Consider the following 21,244-nt stretch of genomic DNA (forward strand, 5'->3'; position numbering starts at 1 on the left):
TCTCACATAGAATTATAAATCAGTGTTAGGTAAGACTCCATGGACGGGAACAGGAAAGGGATTTGGATTTTTTTCGGTTAACATTAACAGCATTTCGTCCAGCATCCGATTTATGGCAATGGCGGAATACTCGAACCAAGGATTAGACGGTATGAGATAAACATAACCATTTTGTACGGCCTTCAGTTTTTTCCAGTGAATAAGATGCTGTAGCGAAAGCCAATAAACCCGAGTATCAGTGTCTGGGCAAAGGAGAATTAGCAGACGATCAGGATTCAACTCCAGCAGCTGGTCAATGGAGATTTGCTCATTACAGGGTTCCTTCTGTACATCGATGATATTTAGCTGTAAATCTTGAGAAATAACATCTCGTATCCCATTGTTGCTATATAAATATAGTTTATCTCCTGATAATCTGAGAACAGCAAAACGATCTTCTCCAACATTGTGTTTAATAGCCTTCTGTGCCTGCAAAGCTTTTTGTTCGTAAGATTGAATGAAGTCTTCACATTGACTTTGTTTCTTTACTTCAAAAGCTATTTCTCTAAGCTGTGTTTTCCAATTTCCATTACCTATACTGATTATTTGGATACCTGCCTTTTCAAGCCAATTAGTCATACTTACAGAGGTTTTTTCATGAACAATAACAATATCTGGTTTCGCAGATGCTAGCTTTTTAAAATTTTCCTGTGACTCAGCATCAAAAATATTTAAGTGGATGTTAATTTTAGACTGGTAATAGTAGTAATAATAGGGACTCCATTTAGCGTTGAGTGGGGCAGCTACTGGTATGACACCGAGTGCTAGTAGGTTACCGATTACTGAAACGCAAAAGGTAGAAATTCGCTTTCGAAAAGCCTTACTATATAAGGATGGAGAAACACCAACTTCTTTCTTAAATTTTCGACTGAAATAAAACTCGTCGTTATAGCCGACTTTTTGTGCAATGTCTCGTAACAAAAAATCTGTTTCACGAAGCAACTGTTTCGCTTGTCCGATACGAAGTTCGGTCAAATAATCGGTAGCACTTTGTCCATATGATTTCTTAAACGCTTCGCCAAAATAGTTTGGGCTCAAGCCTGTTATCAACGCTAGATAATCAATAGTTAATGGTAGATCAAAATGATTTGCCATAAAAATTCGCACATCGTCTAGAGACATCTGTACAACGTCCCCGATTTTAGTGCTATGAGTTTTCTCGTTATGCAACATGCGAATCCACCTCTCAGCCAAAAATCTATAATCAGGTTAAATATTGGCGGCATTAATTGAGTAACTTTCAATATCCAATCAATCGAGGCAAAGCCCCAAGTAACTTTTCCCTTGTGTAAGCATCGCTATAATTCCATTTTCTCGCGTCTACTAAATAAAAATTACCTTTCTTCACTGCAGGTAGGCTTTTCCAGAGGGAGCTGTTGATGAGTGCCTCTGTAGCTAGTCTTGATTCAAGATTATCTGAGAACAGCAGAAAGATTCGATCACCTGCATAGGCAGGCATTAAATTTAACGGTATTTCTTCATAGCCTTCGCCGGATTGAATTAAATTTTTAATTAAGTGGTTTGGTTGAAAACCATATGGATGATAGAGAGCAGTTGATAGACCTGTGCATCCCATCACAAATAGACGTTTCCCTCGGTCGAAAATAAAAACAGAGGCTGTTTCACCAGGTGCAAGAGTTGTTTGTAATTGTTGCCACATCATAACTTCCTTTTCTTTGAAACGATAAAGCCAATCTTGCGCCACTTGTTCCTTGCCAAGCCATTGTCCTAATAGAGCAATACGCTTTTCAAGGGTGTCCCATGAGTTATGCGTAACAGTAGGAGCAATTTCTGATAAAACTCGATATTGCTGTTCGTCAGCATTTGTAAAGATAATTAAATCAGGATTCAATTCAGAGGATTTTTCAAAATCAATCGGAAAGTTTACATCTTGAACAAGTGGAACACGATTTCTATAGAACGATTTATTAATGGCAGTTTTATCTCCACCAATCGGTTGTATATCAAAAATGAGCATATCTCCAAATGTCTCGCCATGATAAATAACACGGCTAGGAGAGGAAGGGATTTCAACCTCATGACCGGTCCAGTCCTGTACAACAACCTTTTGCTTTTGCTTGCGGGCAAATTGCTTTGGTGGTATACCGATAATTTGTTTAAAGCGTCGATTAAAATAATATTCATCGTTAAAGCCTACCAGCTGCGCAATATCCTTTAACGGTTCATTTGTTTGTTGAAGTAGTACTTGCGCGTGCTCTAATCGTAATTCAGTTAAATAATCAAGCGGTTTTTTACCTGTTAATGTTTGAAAGATTGTACTGTACTGCCATTGAGCAACATGAGCTAAACTTGCTAATTGTTTGACTGTTAGCGGCATTTGAAAGTGCTCATGTAGATATTCGATGGTTTGCTCGACAGCTTTTGATGCATCAAATGTATGATCTTTTTGAAGTTGATAGTCAAACAAAACACTAAGGCATTCATATAAAAGACTTTGTTGTTTGATTGGATTAAGATGTGTTTTGTAAAGCTCCTCAGCGAGTCGAATTAAGCGAGCGTAAGGATAGATTGGATACTCTATCAGGTTAGAAAATAGACTTTCTTTGTATGTAGAAGGTACTTGTTGTTGTAATTGAATAGTCGTAAATGATATTTTATAAAAACTATAATGATGCTTATCTATATCTGAAAAATCCATGACGGAATCAGGTGGGAGGAGAAAAATTTTACCCTGTGCAACAACGTATGGATTATCGTCAATAGTTAGCGTTCCACAGCCCGTAGTAAAAATAATTAACGTATGTTGCTTAGCCAATATTTGCTGGCAACTCCATTGTACGGAGCGAGTAAAATAGTCAATATCGGATAGATGAAAAAGCAATGCTGTTTCGTAAGAAATCGGCTTTTTATGGTCCAACTTTTTCGCTCCTTTATGTAAATGAAAATGATTATCAATTAATAGTATTGTATAAAATATAAAGGGGCATTTCAACTAGGTGAAATGCCCCTTTATATTTTATTTATTTTTTTAACATAGCAGGGATTTCTTTTAATAACCATTCTCTTGTAAAAGCATCACTGTCACTCTTTTGGATATCAATCGTGTAGATATGTCCATTTTTGACCGCAGGTAGATTTTTCCACATATTGCTTTCCATCATATCGTTAGTTGACTGTTTCGCTTCATCATCTACTGGTGTCAGTATGAAGATTCGGTCTCCGGCATACTCAGGGAGAAGTTCAGTGGAAATTTCAACAAAGCCTTTCTCTTCATCAAGAATTTGTTGAATATTTTTACCTGGTTTAAAGCCACCATTCGAATCGTAAAGTACTTGTGATAGTCCAGTACGAGCCATGACAAATAAACGATCGCCAGGATAATAAGTCAAAATTGAAGCTGTTTCATTGGGTTGTATTGTGCCGTCATCAACTAGTGATTTCCACATTTTTTCAGTTTTTTCATTATAGTTGTTTAACCATTCTGTTGCTTGTTGTTTCTTTCCAAATATATCACCAAGTACGGATAAACGTTTGTCTAAAGGAGCAAATGTATCGATCACTATAGTTGGAGCTATTTTAGCAAGCTGTGAATACGTTTTTTCATCAGTAGTTGCAATGATAATAAGGTCAGGTTTTAAAGCTAATGTTTTTTCTACATTGATAGGGAAGCCTACATCCTCTACATTTTGTACACGATCTGCCCATGCATAATTGGTAATCCATGAGAAGCCAGCCCCTACTGTCTTAATATCTAAAGCAAGTAAATCACCATAGCCTTCACCATCATAAACCACTCTTTCCGGTGAAACAGGAATTTCAACCTCATGTCCTACAGTGTCTTTATAAACGCGTACTTTTGCTTCTTCCACTGGAGTTTCTTCTTTATCTGTTGCTGCGTTCTTTGAGCCACAAGCAGTTAGCAATACCCCGAATATTAATAGTACGCTACAAATAAGCATATATCGATTTAACTTTTTCATGTGAGTTCCTCCGTATAAAAATGAAATAGATAATGATTATCATTATCGATATAAGACAGCATAATGTAGCCGGTTATTTTGCACAATGGAGAAACTAAAGTAGTCTAATTAATCTTTATACAAAATGCTCTAAAAAAGGTAGACGTACATTAATGGAAAGATTATATGAATAATTGATAATAATTATCATTATCATTTATAATGGCTATGCTAGTAATTGTAAACAAAAGAAATGAGTGAATGCATTGGACATTAATCATCATATTTTTCTATGGAATCGTGCCTCTATTAAAGTATTGGATGTACGTCATAATAGGTTAAAAAAGGGTGAATCTTTGGATGCCTATAAGTTGCCTGCTAGTGCATTTCTTTTTGCAACACGCGGCAGTGCTGTGGTGCAACTGAATAAAATTGAATATATTTCCCGAAAATTTCAAGTGATACATAGCGGCAAAGGAATTCACCTGAGCATATCCTTAACAGAAGCAGAATTTGAGTTTTATATGATATATTATCGAGCAACAATACCACTACCATGTGCAAAGAACATCATAGAGAAGATGGAGAAAAGTAATCCATTCCATATGCAATATAGTTTTTTGCCGCATTATCCTAGCACCCTTTTTTATCATGTGAAATTGATGAATCAAAGATGGCAACAACCAGAGCCGATTGGTCGATTCCATGTGAAGACACTATTCTATCAATTTACGTATAGTGTTTTGGAACAGCTCCACGTTCAGGGGGTTGAGGTGAAGCAACCAGAGCTTGCCGATCAAGTCATTGTCTATATTCAAGAGCATTATGCTGAGTCCATCATGTTGGAATCCCTTGCAGAAAATTTGAATTACAGTGTGCCTCATTTATCTTCTCTATTTAAAAAAAGGACGGGATTTAGCCCAATTGAATATTTAATCTTCACCAGAATTGAAAAGGCTGAAATGATGTTAGTTGAAACAGATGCGACTGTCAGTGAGATTGCCAAAAGTGTAGGATATAAAGACTCGTATTACTTTAGCCGCCTTTTTAAAAAATATAAAGATGTTTCACCTGCAAAATATAGAAAAATAACATTAAATCAGCGAAAAACAGAAGATTCTCCAGATAATTGCATAGAATTCTCCATTGTTGGACAAGCCTCTCAACGATATATTGGTGATAATCATTATCAATATACTGAAAAAGGAGACTTATTAATGGTTAAACCTACAAAAATGCACATGCTCGCAACTTTATTTTTATGCTTCTCTTTGTTATTGAGTGCATGTTCTGAGCGAGCAATAGAAAATAGTTCAACAAACGGAAGCATAAAAACAACAACTTCTCAGTCCGAAGAAGTCCAAACAAGAACTAAAATTGTCAATACTGGTAATGGCGAAGTTGAAATCCCAGAAAATCCACAGAGAATTGTTGTCACTGCAGAAAGTTATGCTGGTTACTTACTAGCACTTGGCATAAAACCAGTTGGATTGTCTCAATTTGGTTTAAGAAATCGATACTTTGATGGACTAGTGGATGGTGTCGAGAATATTGGAGATGATGAATCACTCGAAAAAATTCTCGAATTAAAGCCAGATTTAATTATTACAAAAACGTCCTCCGAAAATATTGAAAACCTACAAAAAATAGCCCCAACCATTGCCATTAAGCCGAAAGAAAAGGATTTTAAAGAACAGTTCCTTGAATTTGGAAAAATGTTTGGGAAAGAAGAAGTTGCAGAACAATGGATTGCTAATTGGAATAGAAAAATTGCAGAGTACCAACCACTTATTCAAGAGAAAGTAGGCAATAAAACAATAGCAATTCTCGGTGTGGGTGAAAAAGAAATATATGCATATGGTGATAAATTTGGAAGAGGCGGAGAAATCATGTACGGAGAGTTTGGTTTAAAGGCGCCTGAGCTAATTCAAAAAGAAGCAATCGATTTAAAGGGTGGATGGGTTTCCTTTTCTTTAGAACGACTCCCAGAGTTTGCAGGAGATTATATATTTGTTGAAGATAACGCCGATTTTGAAAAATCAACATCTGGGGTTTTATGGAAGGACCTGCCGGCTATAAAAAATAACCGTGTATTCATCATAGATGAATATGATTCTTTCTTCAGTGATCCTATTTCCTTAGATAAACAGCTTGAATTTATTGTGAATAGTTTACTGGAAAGGGAAAATAATATGTTTAGTTAAAAAGGAATAAGCCTTTAAAAATCTCTCGTGCCTACATAAGGTATGGGAGCTTTTTTGTTGCTATGGAAATTGCTAAATCATAAAAAACCAGCAAACCACTATTTTATCCATCAATTGGTAGAGAACAAATAAGTAAGGGGGTACGATAACAATGTTTACATTGTTATTTGTAGTAAGAGTATAGGAGGAATTGAGAAATGAATAGTCAATTAAAGAAAGAAAGGCAACACTTTTGGATGTTCGTTTTGACAGGTATGCTTTTAATCATTACAACCACGGGTTTCGCCAGGATGGCCTATGGAATTATATTACCTTTCATGCAGGTGGGTCTGTCACTCACTACGACAGAGTCTGGATTATTAGGAACAATGTTATTTTTAGGTTATTTGTTAACTGTAGGGATGGCAGGCATTTTGACGCTGCGTATAGGGGCGAAAAAAGTGCTGCTGTTAGGTAGTGGACTTGTTGTTGCAGGATTAGCAGGTCTTGTATTTGTCACGGACTTTTGGTGGGCAGCTATAAGTTTGTTTTTAGCAGGCGCTGGTAGTGCACTAGTTTATACACCTCTTCTATCAATAGCAGTTGGCTCGTTTCCAAAGAAAAGAGGAACAGTGATGGGACTGTTAATGAGTGGGGCAGGTATTGGGATGCTATTATCTGGAATACTTGTGCCATTAATGTTACAGCAATTGCCACAGCTTGGATGGCGAGGCCCTTGGCTAATATTTGCAAGCATAACAATCATCGTAGTGCTACTTGCAGCGTTTGTTTTAAAAACTCCACATGCATCACACGAAAATGTAAATGGTGACGAAAAAACGAAGGGGTGGAGAAGTAAAGAACTGTATTTCATTGCAGTGCTCTATTTTATTGTTGGTATTGTCTATTTAATACCGAATTTATATCAAACAAGTTATATGAAAGAGCTTGGACTTTCTAACGCAATGGCAGGAACCTATGCGATAGCGGGTATTGTTTCAATTGGAGGTGCTCCGTTATGGGGAATGCTCGCTGATCGAATAGGTGTAAAAACAGCGTTACTTGCTGCTTTAATAATGTCTGTGGTTGGAGATATTCTTCCAATTGTATACGGAACTATAGCAGGATTTATTGTATCAGCAGTTATTTGGGGTTCTTCACTTGGTGGTGTTCTAGTGCTAATTCAAATGAAAGCCAGTCAACAAGTGCAACCTAAGTATGTTGCGACTGCAATTGGTTTTATATCTATTTTTTATGCAGTTGGCCAAATGATTGGCCCTGTGCTTGCTGGTGGACTAATAGAATACGCTGGTGGTTATATATCTACATACGGTTTCGGTGCAGTTATGTTCTTCTTGTGTGTACTTCTTGCCATGATGATTCAATCGAAAGAAGTGCAGTAAAGGCATTGTTAGTAACAATAAAGCACTCTGACCTATTCCTTTTTTATTTTTATTTAATAGCAAAAGAGTTTTGAATTTGCTATACTTTCAACAGATAATGAAAATCATTCTCAACAAGAGTTGTGAAGGGTGTGATGAAACATTGACAACTAACTTTCATCAGAACTTTAGCCATTTTTTCAATGCGTTGGACATATCAAAGAAACACGGCGCCCCAACAGAGTATATGGCATTCCAATCCAATGTTAAAGAGGGAACGATACATCGCTTGATTCCGCGTTCAGATTTAGAAGTGGTCATCTCTGACTATGCTTTTTATCAAAATTATCAGATGCAAATGTCTACGAAACAGCCAATGATTGAACTTAGCTTTTGTATGCAAGGTGTTAGAGGAATTCAGATTTCGGGATTAGAGCACGAAATGGCTTCAGGGACATGCTCTCTTCAATTTATAGAGCAAGTAGCAGCAAATTTTTCTTTTCATAAAAATGAATGTTATAAAATGGTAGGGATTGGTATGCCGGTTTCAACTTTCAATCATTTTATGCAAGCAACGGGTGGCGGTAGAGGTAGTGTGAAAAAATTTTCCCATGTTATTGGAGAGAAATCGTACCGAATTTTTCAAGAAAAAATGGAACCATCCGTATCTATTATTGTTAAGCAAATGTTGGATGCAGTAGACAGCAAACATATGACAAATCTAGAGTTAGAATGTTGTGCATTACAACTACTATCTATGACATTTCGTTCTTTCCTGTTAGATAATTCTCCAAGGCCATCAGAATTCTCAAAAAGTGATATATCAAAAATCAAACTAGCTCAGACCATGATTATTGAACACATGATAGATCCGCCTACATTAATGGAATTATCACGTTCAATAGGACTTAACGATTTTAAATTAAAAAAGGGCTTTAAAGAGATGTTTGGCACAACGGTTTTTGGTTATTTACGAGAAAAACGCTTGGAAAAGGCGTATTTATTATTACAGGAAGGGAAGATGAATGTGAATGAAGTATCTAGTCAAGTAGGCTACGCTAACCCTAGTTATTTTGCACAAACTTTCAAAGATAAATATGGAATCAATCCTAGCAATTTTGTTAGAGGTAAAAGGATTGTAGAGGACATAGATGGCTAATCTGATTTCACAAGATGCAACACCTTTATCGCAAACATTTTATTATCCGATACAAATTGCTAGGTTAGAAAAGGTCGTTAGTAAATCTGAGGAAATTTCTTCGTTACCATCTATTTTAGTTATTTATGAAGGACATGGATTTCTTACTTTAAAGGGAGAACAATACAGGCTATCACGTGGATGCGTGGTACTTTGGCATAATGCAAAAGAATTAGACATCACAACCAAGTTACATGCTGGACTTCGAGGAACGCTAATCCAATACCATGGTTTAACGAACGACCAATCTGAACCGAGCATATTGAAGCATTCCGAACCGCTTTCGGACTGCTCTTACGAGATAATTCGTATGGCTTCAGAGTTAGAAATAATATCGAGCGAATCTATGAACAGTAACCCATTTCATTTTCAAAAATTATTTTTAGAACTTCTTGAAGCACTTTACAAAGAAATGGAAGATAGAATTCGACCTAGTGATTCCTGGCTAGAACAAATACTCAATTATATGGATAGACATTTTCATGAAGATTTAACACGGGAACAGATTGCCCAATTAGCACAAGTCAGCCCAGAGCACTTCTCACGTGCTTTTCGTAAAAAGACAGGCCTAACTTTTAGTGCATATCTTGCCTTACTACGGATTCGTGAATCTCAGCAGAAGTTGCTATATAACATGCCTAAATTAGATAATCTGGCGCAGGAAGTCGGCTACAAAGAAGGTACCTATTTAAGCCGCAAATTTAAGCAGTTAGTGGGGATGTCTCCTTCCGCTTTTTATAATAAGAAAAAGCGAGTGGTTTCTCTTAATACGAATCATACTGCGTGTCTACTTGCACTTGGTATTATACCTGAATTGGGGGTGTATTCTGAGTGGCTAGACGATGTTAAGCAAGTAAGTCCCGTATACAAGCTAAATAATTATGAACAGGATACAACATCCATCTATAAAAATATCGCAGCAGTTCGACCTGATTTAATCATCAACTATAATACAGCTAAGAACAATAAGTCTTTACTTTCAGTGGCTCCTGTACTTGAAATTCCTTTTATGCATATCAGTTGGCGCGAACAGTTTCGCCTTATTGCAGATATTGTAGATAAACAGCAACAAGTGGAGGCTTGGTTTAGCCAATATGATCAATTGGTTTCGCAATGTAACGAGCAACTTGATCACTATCTGGGCATAAGGGGGACAGCCATTGTGTGGGAAATCGGTGAAAATATCGCATATTGTATAAATAGCAGCTTTGGAAGAGGAAGCCAAATTTTGTATGACGATATGGGATTTCATTTACCTACTTCTATGCTTCATCATAATATAGAAAAAAGTGGCTATATTGAGATAGATATTGAAGCTATCGCAAATTACCCCGCTGATCATATATTTATTACAGCACTTCCATTGAATAAAGCAGGCAAAAAGCGTGTGAGTCATTTGTTTCAATCAGAGTCTTGGCTTAAGATGGAGGCTGTGCAGCGGAAGCAAGTATATGTGATTAACCAATCAAACATGTTTTATGGCTATGATCCGTTGTCTTCGAAAGCACAGCTATATGAACTAATGAAGGTGTTAACATCATAATAATGAACGGTAATAAATCATTTTAGTGCATAGACAATGTTTACTCGCCAATTTACAATAACAATTGAGAATCGTTATCAATAGTTAGAAATGGAGGGTTTAAATTGCGCTTACAACAATATCAATATAGGAAATTCATCGTTCCGTTATTTCTATGCTTGCTATTAATGTTAACGGCATGTGGAGAAACAAATAATACGGGGAAACCTAAAGCAAGTGAAGAAACACAAGAAACTGCCGTGACAAAAACGATTACAACAGTAAATGGAGAGGTGACAATCCCTATTCACCCGAAGCGTATTGTAGCCGTGGAATACATAGGTAGTCTAATCGCATTAGACATAATTCCAGTAGGAGCCCCTGGATTAACGCTTAAAAATTATTATTTCAAAGATGCGCTAACTGGAATTGACGATATAGGTGATTACAGCGCGCCATCTACTGAAAGTGTTCTTGCGCTTAGCCCAGATTTAATCATAACTGGGAATGGAGATAACTATGAGGCGTTAAGTAAAATAGCCCCTACAGTTGTTGTGCCATATGGTGAACTAAAAAATGCTCATGAAGAACTAACTTATTTCGGTCAATTACTCGGAAAAGAAAAAGAAGCTGAAGCATGGTTAGATCATTACGATCAAAAGATTGCAGATGCTAAAGCAAAGATTGATGCAGTTCTTGACGAAGGGTTAAGCTTCTCTATCATGGAATACACTGATAAGGAGACTTATGTGTATGGAGATAATTTCGGTCGTGGGGGACAGCCCATCTATCAAGCGCTTGGACGTAAGCCTCCTGCAAATATAGCAGATGAAATTATGGAGAAACAATGGGCTCAAATTTCAGAGGAATTGTTGACAAGCTATGCAGGTGATTATATTATTATGACTTCTAACAGTCGAACGGTTGAAGATTTCAAGGCGGATCCACTATGGGGAACTTTGCCTGCGGTAAAAAACGATCGTCTTTATGTTTGGCCGGAGGAGCGTTCTTGGTACTACGATCCGACCGCTGTTTTAGCTCAGGTTGAGGAATTAACAATGTGGCTAACAAATCAAAAAATTAAAATTAGTGATTAGAAGTAGAGTAATTGAAAAAGAAGCACCATTGTTAGCTTTATGGCAGATGGTGCTTCTTTTCATTTGGAATAAAATAATTTGATTTACCCTACATGTGAAATTTATCAAGCACCATCTTCAAAGAAAATGTTTAGATGCAAATAGTGAATGTAAAAAGAGAGGAGGGCATGCATTATACTCTCCTCAATTTGTGATTGTGATATTGGCGCTTTACAGGGATGTTAATTTCTAATGATTTGGAACGTACCAGATGTTTTCGTTTGAATGATGTGTTGATTGTCATTGACTGAGTAAGAAGCCGGTTCGTGATCACCGAATTCATTGATACGAACAATAGAAGCATCCTTTGGTAAATTCTCAATGATTATTTCCATATCTGCCACGAATTCTACAGGTTTTTTATTCAAAGTTGCTTGGAAGGTAATACGATTTAGATTTCTTGTGAGCTGGATATCCATTACGCCAGCGTCCCCATTAACTAGCGTCCCTAGTGGTGGAACGATGACGGTCATGTTTGCTTTTGTCGTCAAAACAAAGCGCTCTGTGCTGATTTCAGAGTCAGCAACATTGATTTTTGCTTTATAGGTATTTCTACTTTTGGCCATAGCTGTATTTTTACCTGGTACTGCTGCTGTGTCCGATAATATAGGGGTTTTTATCGTACTCCCCTTAGCTGGAAGTTTGTATTTGCCATTCACATAGTCTACTAATGTCCCTACATTCGGCACAAGCTGCTGTTGAACAGGTGTTAACGCTTCAAAGGCTGTTTTTACTGCTTGGACATCTTGATTAGTGGAAGTCTTTGGCGATAAAGCAGCAATGGCGTTTTCAACTTCTTTAGCTGCTGCTTTATCCTTTAATACAAGTTGTTCAGCATCTAGTAATAGTTTTTCAGTACCGCTAGGGAAAGAAACATTTGAAAATCTACGTAATGCATTGTATTCAGCTCGTGCTTCTGCGACATCTTTATGGAAGCTAATGCGAGACGAATTCAATAATTGGATTTTATTAACAACTTTATCAACGGATGTATTGGGCGCGATAGAAGATGTCAGTATTTTTTGTGTATCTGCGCTAACAAAGGACTTTTGTGCGGCATTTAATGTGTTATACCAATCTCTCGTTTCAATCACGTTTTGATAGTAATTAATGGATGTCGATTCGACAGAAGCTAACTTTTCTTCAATCTGAGTCGCCAGTCGACGATAGGCCACCCTTGTTTGCTGGTGATTTGACAGTGTGCTGTAATTCGTTACGTATTGCTTCTCTGTTTCTGTTAAAGCATTGTAGGCTTTGTTAGCTGCCTCTAATGTTGGTTGGAATGATGAAGCAGTATCATTAATGTTATTAATGAGCTGAATAACGTTCGAAACATTAGAGTTGTAATAATAGTAATTGTAATTGTAATTGTATATGTAAGCTGTCTTTGAATTTGCCGAGATACCAGCAGCAGATGCTGACGTAGTAGGTGTAGTAAAAATGAGCGAAGGAACTGCTACTAAAGCAAATAAGGCAAGGCTTCTTTTATGTTTCATAATATGGGAGAACCTCCTATTTCTATAATTACTAATTTTATCATAGCTTAGGATATTTTTATGCATTTTTTGGATGAATAGGTAGATGGTTTGTATATTTTTTGATGGAAAGTGTATCTTATATACTATTATGAACAATGAAATTTTATAGAATAATGAGCAGGCTATGGATTTTTCCCGTAGCCTGCTGTTTTCATAACTGGAGAGACGGATAGAATGGTGGAAGGGGACGGATAGAACCTTCAAGTCAGAAATGACCATATCAAAGGTTCCTTCTTCCAATTTTTTAAGCGCCTCAGTACCACTCAATGCAGTTTCAATATCATAGGGCTCTGTAGATAGCACGTTGGCTAGTATCTGCAAATTAACAGCATCATCATCAACAATTAGAATGTGTGAACGACTTGTTACAAGAGAATTTATTTCAGTAGCCACCATTTCATGTTCGTATTTTGAAAAATGGGCTGCCGTAAAAATAGAGGAAAGGCGACAGTTTATTCACCCAGACGAAGAGGATAGTTACTTTACACTTATGAAATTGTATGAAGCATTAAACAATACCATTGCTGTGGAGAAACAATCTTAGCGCTGCAAAAAATGCTAGAGGAGCAATTAGCTCTAGAACCGAATGAGAAAACCGAAAGCTGGTTTACTAGTTGGAAGAAGAAAAGGGCTGCGTCTGAAGCTGATATTTTGGGCTGAAACAAGCCCTTTTTGTATTGTCTAACTAGTAATTTTAAAAAATGTATGGAAATTTCTCGAATAAACTTTAATTTTCTATGTTAAGATTATAAATCTTTTATTGTGATAAGAACATCCATACATTATGATTATTTATAAAAAATGGGGGTGTTTGTAATGAAGAAATCCAAAAGTATTGCATTAAAATTATCTTCTTTAATCATCGGATTATTTTTAGTGCTATTTGTTACTTATACAGTAGTAACAAGTTTCATGTTATATAATCAAAGTGTAGATGATTCAGAAAGCGCGACACTTCAAAACGCTCAATTTTCTGCTGCTAAGATGAGCGAACGTTTTAAGAAAGCAAATGATACATTACAAACAACTAAACGCATAGTGGAGACGATGCATAATAATGGCGAACTTTCAGCTGAAAGTTTAATGAATATACTGGAAGTAAATCTAACAAAGAGCGATGATTTGATTGCGGCAGGAGCTGTTTTAGAAAAAGATTTCACGAAAATCGAACCAACTATTGATGTTACTTTAATTGATACGCAAGAACGCTTCGTACCTTATGTATCAAAAAATGGTAATGATATATCAACTACTGCTATTGAAGGAATTGAAGAAAAGAGTAGTGCCCAATGGTATTGGGTTCCTAAAGAAGAGGGGCGAGCTGTACTAACGGAACCTTATGATTATAAGGTTAATGGCGAAACAATCTCGATGACAACGATATCTGTCCCATTAGTGAATGCCTCAGGGACATTTTTTGGTGTGTTAACCGCTGATTTATCGATTGATTTTTTAAAGGGTCTGGTTGATGCCATCAAGCCAGATGGCGGATATGCGAGCATCATTACTGCTGGCGGTATACTTAGTGTAAATAGTATTAACCAAAAATTAGATGGAACAAATATGAAAGATGCAATCGACTGGGCAAGTGTTAGTAGTTCTATGCAAGATGGTAAACCAGACACCATGTATGTGGATTCAAAACAATTAGGAGAAAAATCATATAATGCTTTTGCACCAATGATTTTAGACGGAATTGATGAGACTTGGACGATTCAATTAGTTGTACCAAAATCTAAAATTCTTGAAACCTATAATCAGGTACTTATATTCACGATTGTAGCGGCAATTATCATCGTTATTTTAATGGCAACTGTAAGTGCATGGTTTATCTATAGACAATTGAAGCCGTTGAAGCTTCTACGTGCATCAATAGAAACAGCAGCGGATGGGGATTTAACGAAAAAAATTGACGAAAAATATATTAAGTCAGATGAAATAGGCGCAGTTTCAGTTGCCTATAATAATATGTTAGACAAAACGAATGATGCTATACATACGGTATTGCAATCTACGACTTTGCTTAACCAATCATCAACTCATGTCCATGAAGCATTTAATGAGATTGTAGCCTCTAGTCAAGAAGTGACAGTAGCAATAAACGAAATTGCTCAAGGTGCTTCTAAGCAATCTGAAGATACGGAAGAAACAAACTATCGAATGATGGACCTATCCGAACAGATTGATACGATTACACAGTTGTCTTCTCAAATGGAAGAGCTGTCTGCTAAGACGCAAACAACAACTGAAAAGGGTATGAAAGAAGTCGATAGTTTGCGTGTACGTAATACAGAAACCAATGAAATGAATGGACGAATACAACAGCAAATAGAATCATTATCTTCGAATATTGCGAATATCAACCAAGTTATTGTCTCTATTCATGGTATTACGGAGCAAACAAATCTGCTTGCACTTAATGCAAGTATTGAAGCGGCTCGAGCAGGAGAACATGGGAAGGGCTTTGCAGTGGTAGCCGAGGAGGTTAGAAAACTAGCTGAGCAATCGAGAAATGAAACAGATGTCATTAAGACAACTGTGGATAGTATATTAGAAAACTCTAAACAAACAGTATTAGTAATAGCTGCTAATGCTAGCTTAATGCAAGCGCAAAATGAATCCGTACAAAGCACGGAAATAGCCTTTAAGGACAATAGTGAGCTCTCTAGTTCTATTGCAACCTCAATTAACGAGTTACTCGCTAAACTTTCTGGTATGTTAGAGCACAAAAATCAAGCACTTATGGCTATTCAAAGCATTTCAGCTATTTCAGAGGAGACTGCCGCTTCTGCCGAGGAAGTAAGTGCTTCAACAATTGATCAGCAGGCAGAGCTAGAAAAGGTTGCAGAATCAATAAATAATATGAATAAAATCTCACAAGAATTACAAGAAGTTGTTAAACGCTTTAAACTCGCTTAATTCCTCTTCTTTATAAAAATGGCTTTGGTACTAAATCCTTCTATAATGAGAATATAGTAAAGTGAAAAGGAAATCTGTCAAGCCGCTAGTAAGCCGCAAGCCTCCTCAACCCAGGGGGCTTGCCTAACTTACTTTCCTGAAGGGGTCTTCAGATTCTTTTGTTATTCGGAAATACTACGAGCAATGACATGAAATCGTTTTTAAAGTTATTAGAAGGGTCAAGCAAAGCACATTGACCTAGCTCGCAGATAGCACTACTATAGAAAGAGATGAGGGGGGATAAACTACATGATGTATCTCGGTATGATTTTCTTTCAAATTGTTGCCCCAATTTTAGTGCTTCTTGTACTTGGAGCAGTCTTGCAGAAAAAATTTCGATTTAATTTAAAAGCATTATCCCAACTTATTACATATTGCTTTATGCCGGCTGCGGTTTTTGTGAATTTATATGAAACGACTGTGGAGCTGTCGGTACTAGGACAGGTCGCGGTGTTTATTATTCTCTTTATCGGGAGTCAAATGGTGCTCAGTCATTTTTTAGCAAAGGGACTTGGTTTAGCAAAAACAGAAACAGCAGTGTTTAAAAACAGCGTTGTGCTCATTAACTCAGGTAACTATGGTATTCCGGTTGCGCAAATGATATTCGCAACACAGCCGATAGGAGTGGCCATTCAGGTTATTCTAGTTATTTTCCAAAATATGACAACTTATACATATGGTTTATATAATCTTATTTCCTCGACAAAATCTGGGCTCGCCATTATAAAGGACTTCCTGAAAATGCCTATTATACATGCGCTTATTATTGGTGTGGCAATGAATTTCTTCAATATTGGTATCCCCCAGTTTATTCGTATTCCAATCGACCATGTAGCAGATGGTTTTATCGCTGTGGCACTTATTACGCTTGGAGCGCAACTATCCCAGCTTGAAATCAAGTCGATGTTTAATAAAACCGTTTTTGTCAGTTGCTTTACACGGCTGATTATTGGGCCAGCTGTGGCGCTTGTCATTATTTTTACGCTTGGCTTAGACGGTGTTGTAGCTCAGTCACTCTTTATAGCTAGTGCCTTTCCGACGTCACGCAATAGCTCAAGCCTTGCTTTAGAATACGATGTTGAATCAGCCACTGCAGCACAAACCGTGTTATTTTCCACTATTGTTAGCTGTATCACAGTGACGCTCGTCATTTACGTGGCAGAAATACTTTTTACATAAAGTATCTTCGTCATATATGAAATAGCTTGTGCCAAAATATAAAGTGTACTAATTAATTGTTATGATTTTAAAATATAACTTCCATCTATTAGTAATATCTGCTACACTAACATCAAATTGAATAGCTTTAACTAGGGGAGTCTGATGAGTCAGGCTGAGAGGGAAACGCATTGAGGTTTCTTGACCCTTTGGACCTGATCTGGCTCATACCAGCGTGGGAAAGTTAATGATTATCGCAGTACTTATACTTTGCGATAATAAACCCTTACATTCACAGCCGGATCCAAATTTTTTTGGATTCGGCTTTTCATATGTAGCAAAGTAAATTATTGGGGTGAGCTAGATTCGGTCCTTCTTAAAATATGTAAAAGGGAGCGAAGTAGTTTATGACAACAGTTAGCGAAAAAAACATTAACATTATGACTAGTTTTGATGGAAGCAAAAAGGTGTATGTAGAAGGCTCAAGATCAGATATTTTAGTGCCAATGCGTGAAATTATGCTAAGTCCAACAACTGGGAGCTTTGGGGAAGAAGAAAATGCGCCAGTGCGTGTATATGACACAAGTGGTCCATATACAGATCCTACTTACAAAGTAGATATTACCAAAGGTTTGCCTGCTTTGAGAAGCGGTTGGATAAAAGAGCGTGGGGATGTAGAAGAATATGAAGGCCGTAAGATTAAGCCCGAGGATAATGGCTTTCGTAATGCTGATGATCCACGTATTAAAGAAAATGTTTTTCCGGGGCTTTATCGAAAACCTTTACGTGCGAAAAAAGGGCGCAATGTAACGCAGCTTCATTATGCAAGAAAGGGCATTATCACACCAGAAATGGAGTTTGTAGCCATTCGCGAAAATTTAGATCCAGAATTCGTACGTGCTGAAATTGCTGAAGGTCGTGCAATTATGCCTTCAAACATTAATCATCCAGAGGCAGAGCCAATGATTATTGGCCGTAACTTCCATGTGAAGATTAATGCCAATATCGGTAATTCAGCTGTATCCTCCTCCATTGCTGAGGAAGTAGAAAAAATGACATGGGCAACACGCTGGGGTGCAGATAATATTATGGATTTGTCTACGGGTAAGCATATTCATACGACGCGTGAATGGATTATTCGCAACGCTGCTGTACCCGTAGGAACAGTGCCTATTTATCAAGCGCTAGAAAAGGTAAATGGCATTGCGGAAAACTTAACGTGGGAGGTGTACCGAGATACATTAATCGAGCAGGCCGAGCAGGGTGTTGATTACTTCACTATTCATGCAGGGGTATTACTACGTTATGTACCACTAACAGCTAATCGTGTAACGGGTATTGTCTCGCGTGGTGGTTCGATTATGGCGCAGTGGTGCTTATTTCATCATGAAGAAAGTTTTTTATATAGTCATTTTGAAGAAATTTGCGAAATTATGAAGACGTACGATGTAGCTTTTTCTTTAGGGGATGGCTTACGTCCAGGCTCTATTGCAGATGCCAATGATGAGGCGCAATTCGCGGAGCTTGAAACACTTGGAGAGCTAACACAGATTGCCTGGAAACATGATGTGCAAGTCATGGTAGAAGGGCCAGGTCACGTCCCGATGCATCTCATTAAAGAAAATATGGACAAGCAATTAGAGGTGTGTAAGGAAGCGCCATTCTATACGTTAGGACCTTTAACAACCGATATTGCTCCTGGCTATGACCATATTACATCGGCCATTGGCGCAGCAATGATTGGTTGGTTTGGTACAGCAATGCTTTGCTATGTAACGCCGAAAGAGCATCTCGGTTTACCTAATCGTGAAGATGTTCGTGTTGGAGTCATTACGTATAAAATTGCTGCACATGCTGCTGATTTAGCAAAGGGTCATCCAGGGGCACAGGTAAGGGATGATGCACTATCAAAAGCACGTTTTGAATTCCGTTGGCGTGATCAATTCAATTTATCATTAGATCCTGAGCGAGCAGTGGATTACCACGATGAAACATTGCCGGCAGAAGGCGCTAAAACAGCCCATTTCTGTTCGATGTGTGGTCCTAAGTTTTGTAGTATGAGAATTTCCCAGGATATTCGCAACTATGCAAAAGAAAAAGATTTAAATACGACACAAGCCATTCACCAAGGCATGCAGGAAAAGGCTGAAGAATTTAAAAAGGCGGGCAGTCAAATTTATCAATAACTAAAAGAAAAAATATTATTTATGTTACTTTATCGATAAGAAAGCAAGAGGGCAGTCTAGTTATATCTAGGCTGCCTTTTGATTTTTTTAATATATAGAAGTGGTTTTACAACATACATTCCATCAAAAAAAACCCATGCAAACTTCGCATGGGGTAAAAAATTGGATTTGGATATCAATAATAAGTGGATGGTTAAACGTTAGTTGGTTGTTTAATGTATGGATTTGTAAGGTCCATACCCTCTAATGAAAGACCCATAGCTTTTGCTACGCCTTCACCGTATGCTGGATCAGCTAAATAACAGTGCAAAATGTGGCGACGTTTAATGAATTCTTCAACTGAAGCCATATCATTTGCTGTATTTTCAAATAAACGTTGCTGTTCATCCGCAGTCATTAAGCGGAATAACTTACCTGGTTGCTCGAAATAGTTGTTGTCATCTTCACGGAAGTCGTGAATACCAGCATTGCCATCGATACGTAATTCAGGCTCTTTGTGGTCTAAGTTGTGTTCCCACTCACCATAGCTATTTGGCTCATAGCTCATTGTTGAACCTAGATTGCCATCGAAGCGCATAGCACCATCACGATGGAATGTACGGAATGGACATTTTGGTGCGTTCACAGGTAGCATATAGTGATTTACGCCTAAACGATAACGTTGAGCATCAGCGTAAGCAAAGATACGACCTTGTAGCATCTTATCTGGAGAGAAGCTAATACCAGGGATAATGTTAGAAGGTGCAAATGCTGCTTGTTCTACTTCTGCAAAGTAATTGTCTGGATTTTTGTTTAACTCGAATTCACCAACTGGAATTAGTGGGAAGTCGCCTTTGTACCAAACTTTTGTTAGGTCAAATGGATTGTACGGTAATTCACGAGCTTGTTGCTCTGTCATTACTTGAATGTACATTTTCCATTTCGGGAAATCGCCTTTTTCAATTGCGCCATAAAGGTCGCGTTGTGATGATTCACGGTCATTACCGATTACCTCATTAGCCTCAGCACCCGTTAAATTCTTAATACCTTGTTCTGTACGGAAGTGGAATTTCACCCATACACGTTCATTTTGAGCATTGATAAAGCTGTAAGTGTGAGAACCGAAACCATGCATATTGCGGAAGCCACTCGGAATACCACGATCGGACATAACAATTGTAACTTGGTGAAGGGCTTCCGGTAATGAAGTCCAAAAATCCCAGTTGGAATTCGCGTTCTTCATATTTGTACGTGGGTCACGTTTTACTACATGGTTTAAATCTGTGAAGTGTAGTGGATCACGGAAGAAGAATACAGGTGTATTGTTACCAACTAAATCCCAGTTGCCTTCTTCAGTATAGAATTTAAGTGCGAATCCGCGGATATCACGTTCTGCATCAGCTGCGCCACGTTCACCTGCAACAGTAGAGAAGCGGGCGAACATTTCTGTTTTCTTGCCGATTTCAGAGAAAATTTTTGCTTTTGTATATTGAGTAATATCGTGTGTAACAGTGAAAGTACCAAATGCACCTGAACCTTTTGCGTGCATGCGTCGTTCAGGAATAACTTCACGGTTGAAGTTGGCTAATTTCTCAACTAACCATACGTCTTGAAGTAAAAGTGGACCTCGTGGACCTGCTGACATTGAATCATGGTTACTAACTACTGGTGCACCACCTGCTGTTGTAAAGCGACGGCTACGATCATTTGTGTTTGTCATATTAGTTTACCTCCTGAATAAAATTGTGAGTCAAACTCTTCACTAATAACTATAGCAAATCCAAAATAGAATTGCTAGTACATTATAATAATTATTGTTAAAGAATTTCTATATTAAGATATAAACTATTATTATATGCGTAGTCTAATAAGTATATGCATCAATTTTGACGACTGAAACAATTTAAAAAGATTTATTTGAATGACGTTAACACTGTTAGTTGGCGCTTTCTGTAGTGAAGCTTATAAATAAATAGAATGACTTTTAACTAGATAGAAGTAAATACTTCTATTTCGTTTCTACTATACACGTGTTGAAAATAGAT

General features: G+C 37.5%; 14 protein-coding genes, 1 pseudogene and 1 riboswitch. Of the genes and pseudogenes, 9 read left to right on the forward strand and 6 right to left on the reverse strand.

Translation table 11 applies throughout. The features are described 5' to 3' along the window. Positions 1-12: 12 nt before the first annotated feature. The 3 genes from C9J35_RS16660 to C9J35_RS16670 all read right to left on the reverse strand — a co-directional run bounded on the left by C9J35_RS16660 (position 13) and on the right by C9J35_RS16670 (position 3,980). Positions 13-1,212, reverse strand: coding sequence for an AraC family transcriptional regulator (locus C9J35_RS16660; RefSeq protein WP_107925364.1), 1,200 nt, complete (start codon positions 1,210-1,212; stop codon positions 13-15). 67 nt (positions 1,213-1,279) lie between these two features. Beyond that, entirely contained in the window at positions 1,280-2,917 is a 1,638-nt protein-coding gene (locus C9J35_RS16665) for a helix-turn-helix domain-containing protein (RefSeq protein WP_107925365.1), read from the reverse strand. A 103-nt stretch (positions 2,918-3,020) separates the two neighbouring features. After that, the gene (locus C9J35_RS16670) at positions 3,021-3,980 is read right to left on the reverse strand and encodes an ABC transporter substrate-binding protein (protein WP_167395994.1); all 960 of its coding nucleotides are present in this window, start codon (positions 3,978-3,980) and stop codon (positions 3,021-3,023) included. A gap of 236 nt (positions 3,981-4,216) precedes the next feature. On the opposite strand from C9J35_RS16670, the gene C9J35_RS16675 reads away from it, so the two are divergent. From C9J35_RS16675 to C9J35_RS16695, 5 genes are all read left to right on the forward strand, one after another. Then, entirely contained in the window at positions 4,217-6,163 is a 1,947-nt protein-coding gene (locus C9J35_RS16675; protein WP_107925366.1) for an AraC family transcriptional regulator, read from the forward strand. Positions 6,164-6,360: 197 nt separating this feature from the next. Beyond that, positions 6,361-7,545 (forward strand): MFS transporter, encoded by a 1,185-nt coding sequence (locus tag C9J35_RS16680; protein WP_107925367.1) that lies wholly within the window; start codon positions 6,361-6,363, stop codon positions 7,543-7,545. Between the two features lie 142 nt (positions 7,546-7,687). Next, positions 7,688-8,683 (forward strand): helix-turn-helix domain-containing protein, encoded by a 996-nt coding sequence (locus C9J35_RS16685; RefSeq protein ID WP_235616341.1) that lies wholly within the window; start codon positions 7,688-7,690, stop codon positions 8,681-8,683. Beyond that, on the forward strand, positions 8,676-10,265 hold the full coding sequence (locus C9J35_RS16690) for an ABC transporter substrate-binding protein (protein ID WP_107925368.1): 1,590 nt from the start codon (positions 8,676-8,678) through the stop codon (positions 10,263-10,265). Before C9J35_RS16685 ends, C9J35_RS16690 begins: the two co-directional genes overlap by 8 nt. Positions 10,266-10,432: 167 nt before the next feature. Continuing rightward, positions 10,433-11,341: an ABC transporter substrate-binding protein gene (locus C9J35_RS16695; protein ID WP_107925385.1), complete on the forward strand. Its 909-nt coding sequence runs from the start codon at positions 10,433-10,435 to the stop codon at positions 11,339-11,341. Positions 11,342-11,562: 221 nt separating this feature from the next. Here C9J35_RS16695 and C9J35_RS16700 read toward each other — a convergent pair whose 3' ends face one another. Both C9J35_RS16700 and C9J35_RS24895 read right to left on the reverse strand, forming a co-directional pair. Next, complete coding sequence (locus C9J35_RS16700; protein WP_235616342.1) at positions 11,563-12,876, reverse strand: hypothetical protein; 1,314 nt, start codon at positions 12,874-12,876, stop codon at positions 11,563-11,565. Positions 12,877-13,176: 300 nt separating this feature from the next. After that, positions 13,177-13,221, reverse strand: a pseudogene (locus tag C9J35_RS24895) (hypothetical protein); the annotation flags it as partial. A gap of 1 nt (position 13,222) precedes the next feature. Here C9J35_RS24895 and C9J35_RS23725 point away from each other — a divergent pair. The 4 genes from C9J35_RS23725 (at position 13,223) to thiC (ending at position 19,220) form a co-directional block, all read left to right on the forward strand. Then, positions 13,223-13,462 (forward strand): hypothetical protein, encoded by a 240-nt coding sequence (locus C9J35_RS23725; RefSeq protein ID WP_167395992.1) that lies wholly within the window; start codon positions 13,223-13,225, stop codon positions 13,460-13,462. Between the two features lie 272 nt (positions 13,463-13,734). After that, a complete protein-coding gene (locus tag C9J35_RS16705) occupies positions 13,735-15,837 on the forward strand; it encodes a methyl-accepting chemotaxis protein (RefSeq protein WP_107925370.1) in 2,103 nt (700 codons plus the stop codon). Positions 15,838-16,125: 288 nt separating this feature from the next. After that, on the forward strand, positions 16,126-17,055 hold the full coding sequence (locus tag C9J35_RS16710) for an AEC family transporter (protein WP_107925371.1): 930 nt from the start codon (positions 16,126-16,128) through the stop codon (positions 17,053-17,055). A gap of 123 nt (positions 17,056-17,178) precedes the next feature. Then, positions 17,179-17,293, forward strand: a riboswitch (TPP riboswitch). A 148-nt stretch (positions 17,294-17,441) separates the two neighbouring features. After that, a complete protein-coding gene (gene thiC / locus C9J35_RS16715; protein ID WP_107925372.1) occupies positions 17,442-19,220 on the forward strand; it encodes a phosphomethylpyrimidine synthase ThiC in 1,779 nt (592 codons plus the stop codon). A 193-nt stretch (positions 19,221-19,413) separates the two neighbouring features. Here thiC and C9J35_RS16720 read toward each other — a convergent pair whose 3' ends face one another. Beyond that, a complete protein-coding gene (locus C9J35_RS16720) occupies positions 19,414-20,919 on the reverse strand; it encodes a catalase (RefSeq protein ID WP_054768207.1) in 1,506 nt (501 codons plus the stop codon). Positions 20,920-21,244: the final 325 nt, after the last annotated feature.

Source organism: Lysinibacillus parviboronicapiens (assembly GCF_003049575.1).
Lineage (GTDB): Bacteria > Bacillota > Bacilli > Bacillales_A > Planococcaceae > Lysinibacillus > Lysinibacillus parviboronicapiens.